Genomic DNA, 3359 nt, shown 5'->3' with positions numbered 1-3359 from the left:
CGGGTCGGCGGCGCAGCACCCGGCGCGGACGGGTGGCCTGCTTGATCCGTTCCTCGCCGGCGTGCGCCAGGATGTCCCGCTGGAAGAGTGCGGCCTGCATCTTGGCGGCGATCTGCCGCTGCTCGCGGGCGATCTCGGCGTCGCGGGCCTTCATCTCGGCGATCGAGCGCTCGATCTCGGCCAGGTGCTCGGCCCACTGTGGCTGGTCCGCCCCACAGTGCGGGCAGACGACGGCGGGCTTGATCTCCCGCCCGCACGAGGCGCACCTGAAGGTCTGCACGACACTCTCCCGTCCGGTCGGCCCCCGCGCGGTGGACCTCCCAGTCGCAGCATGCCTTGACCGGGCCGGGATTTCGACTGTTGCCGGCGCGTTCCGGACAACAAAAAGGACCGGCCGGCCGGGGATCAGGTCCCCGGCCGGCCGGCCGACGGTTCACGGGGTCAGGGGCGGCCCATGCCGCGGTACTCCCACCCGGCCTGCGTCCACAGTGTGGAGTCCAGGCAGTTGCGGCCGTCGACCACCTTGCGGCCGTTGACCAGCTCGCCCAGGGCGACCGGGTCGGCGTTGCGGAACTCGGCCCACTCGGTGAGGACGCAGACCAGGTCGGCGCCGCGGACGGCGTCGTTCATGGTCGCCTCGTAGGTCAGTTCCGGCACCGCCCGGCGGGCGTTCTCCACGCCCTGCGGGTCGAAGACGTGCACGTCGGCGCCGGCCTTGCCGAGCAGCGCGGCGACGGCGAGGGCCGGGGCGTCCCGGACGTCGTCGGTGTTCGGCTTGAAGGTGGCGCCCAGCACGGCGATCCGGGTGCCGGAGAGGTCGGGGCCGGCCGGGCCGGAGCGGCGGCCGAGCAGGTCGGCGGCGAGCTGGATGACCCGGGTCCGCCGGCGGAGGTTGATCAGGTCCACCTCGTGCAGGAAGCGCAGCGCCTCGCCGGCGCCGAGTTCCTGGGCGCGGGCCTGGAAGGCCCGGATGTCCTTGGGCAGGCAGGCGCCGCCGAAGCCGAGGCCGGCCTGGAGGAAGCGGTTGCCGATCCGGGGGTCGTAGCCGATCGAGCGGGCGAGCTGGGTGACGTCGCCACCGGCGGCCTCGCAGACCTCGGCCATCGCGTTGATGAAGGAGATCTTGGTGGCCAGGAAGGCGTTCGCGGCGACCTTGACCAGCTCCGCGGTGGCGAAGTCGGTGACCACCAGCGGCACCTCGCGGTCCTCGGTGGCGGCCAGGTCGAAGACGCCCTTGTGGGCGGCGTAGAGCATGCCGTTGGCCCACTCGCTCTTGACACCGACCACGATCCGGTTGGGCCGCAGCACGTCGTCGACGGCGAAGCCCTCCTGGAGGAACTCGGGGCTCCAGGCCACCTCGACGCCCAGGTCGGCCGGGGAGTGCTTGCCGACCAGCTGCTCCACCCACTCGGCGGTGCCCACTGGCACGGTGGACTTGCCCACGATCAGCGCCTTGCGGGTCAGGTGCTGGGCGAGGCTGGTCACCGACGCCTCGACGTACGACAGGTCGGCGCCCATCCCGTCGGCCCGCTGGGGGGTGCCGACGCAGATGAAGTGCACGTCGCCGAAGTCGGCGGTCTCCTGGATGTCGGTGCTGAACCGGAGCCGGCCGCTGGCCAGGTTGCGCCGGAGCAGCTCGTCCAGGCCGGGCTCGTGGATCGGCACCTCGCCGGCGTTCAGCTTCGCGATCTTGTCCGCGTCCACGTCGAAGCCGAGCACCTCGTAGCCCAGCTCGGCGTAGCAGATGGCGTACGTCGCGCCGAGGTAGCCGGTGCCCAGGAAGGTCACCCGGGGTCGGGCCGCGCCCGAGGGCGGCGTCACCGCGGCGATGGCGGGCATCGGCTGGGTGTTCGGGTACGGGATCGTCACGCCTGTCTTCTCCGCTCGCACTGGCGGCGCTTCCTTGCGTCGCGTTCGGCTGGGGCGCCATGGGCCGGCACCGAGGGAAACTCTCTGGAGGTGAGGGTAGTTGTGGCCTGTCGCCCCCGCTCGTGCGCGAGCCTACCCGCCGGTAAGGTCCGGCTGAACCTGGTGGCTATCCTTCAGTCTGCGGCAGTCGGCGGCCTCCGAGCGTCACAGACTGCGCATGATAGCGAAAGGGGAGGGCCGACATGCCCGCAGAGCAGTCGTTCGACGTCTACCGGTTGCCGGAGGAGCACGAGGCGATCCGGGAGGCGGTCCGGGAGGTCTGTGCGGCGAAGGTCGCTCCGCACGCCGCCGAGGCGGATGAGACGGGTGAGTTCCCGAAGGCGTCCTACGACGCGCTGCGGGCCGCCGACTTCCACGCCCCGCACATCCCCGTCGAGTACGGCGGCGCCGGCGCGGACGCGCTGGCCACGGCCATCGTCATCGAGGAGGTGGCCCGCGCCTGTGCCTCCTCCTCGCTCATCCCGGCGGTGAACAAGCTGGGCACCATGCCGCTGATCCTGGCCGGCTCCGAGGAGCTGAAGCGGAAGTACCTGACCCCGGTGGCGGCCGGCGACGCGATGTTCTCCTACTGCCTCTCCGAGCCGGAGGCGGGCAGCGACGCCGCCTCGATGACGACCAAGGCGGTCCGCGACGGCGACCACTGGGTGCTCAACGGCGTGAAGCGGTGGATCACCAACGCGGGCGTCTCCGAGTACTACACGGTCTTCGCTGTGACCGATCCCACAGCCCGCTCGAAGGGCATCTCGGCCTTCGTGGTGGAGAAGTCCGACGCCGGGGTGAGCTTCGGCGCGCCGGAGAAGAAGCTCGGCATCAAGGGCTCGCCGACCCGCGAGGTCTACTTCGACAACGTCCGGATCCCGGCCGACCGGATGATCGGCGCCGAGGGCACCGGCTTCGCCACCGCCATGCGGACCCTGGACCACACCCGGGTCACCATCGCCGCGCAGGCGGTCGGCATCGCGCAGGGCGCGCTGGACTACGCCAAGGGCTACATCCAGGAGCGCAAGCAGTTCGGCAAGCCGGTCGCCGACTTCCAGGGCATCCAGTTCATGGTGGCCGACATGGGCATGAAGCTGGAGGCGGCCCGGCAGCTCACCTACACCGCCGCCGGCAAGTCCGAGCGGGGCGACGCCGACCTGACCTACTTCGGCGCGGCGGCCAAGTGCTTCGCCTCGGACGCCGCCATGGAGATCACCACCGACGCGGTGCAGCTGCTCGGCGGCTACGGCTACACCCGGGACTACCCGGTCGAGCGGATGATGCGGGACGCCAAGATCACTCAGATCTACGAGGGCACCAACCAGGTGCAGCGCATCGTCATGGCGCGGCAGCTGCTCAAGGGCTGACGACCCTCCGGGGCGACGATCGGGCGGGCGGGCCGGGTGACCGGCCCGCCCGCGGTCGTCAACGGATCTCGGTGGTGCCCTCCG

Annotated in this window: 3 protein-coding genes; 1 reads left to right on the top strand and 2 read right to left on the bottom strand. The window is 71.4% G+C overall.

Annotation, left to right across the window (positions count from 1 at the left end; all coding sequences use genetic code 11):
- Together ACW0Q9_RS29895 and ACW0Q9_RS29890 are read right to left on the bottom strand one after the other, a co-directional pair.
- On the bottom strand, positions 1-280 hold a 280-nt coding region (locus tag ACW0Q9_RS29895), incomplete at its 3' end, for a hypothetical protein (protein ID WP_456187017.1).
- A 161-nt stretch (positions 281-441) separates the two neighbouring features.
- Entirely contained in the window at positions 442-1869 is a 1428-nt protein-coding gene (locus ACW0Q9_RS29890; RefSeq protein WP_456187015.1) for a UDP-glucose dehydrogenase family protein, read from the bottom strand.
- Positions 1870-2111: 242 nt separating this feature from the next.
- On the opposite strand from ACW0Q9_RS29890, the gene ACW0Q9_RS29885 reads away from it, so the two are divergent.
- Positions 2112-3275 carry an acyl-CoA dehydrogenase family protein gene (locus ACW0Q9_RS29885; RefSeq protein WP_091260157.1) on the top strand — a complete coding sequence of 388 codons (1164 nt, stop codon included), beginning with the start codon at positions 2112-2114 and terminating at the stop codon, positions 3273-3275.
- The last annotated feature ends 84 nt before the right edge of the window (positions 3276-3359 follow it).

This window comes from Micromonospora sp. I033 (assembly GCF_053890995.1).
This window is presented reverse-complemented; position numbering and strand designations above follow the sequence as displayed.

Bases quoted from the DNA above. Each gene is read 5' to 3' on its own strand.
- ACW0Q9_RS29885 (WP_091260157.1), top strand. From the start codon at position 2,112: ATGCCCGCAGAGCAGTCGTTCGACGTCTACCGGTTGCCGGAGGAGCAC.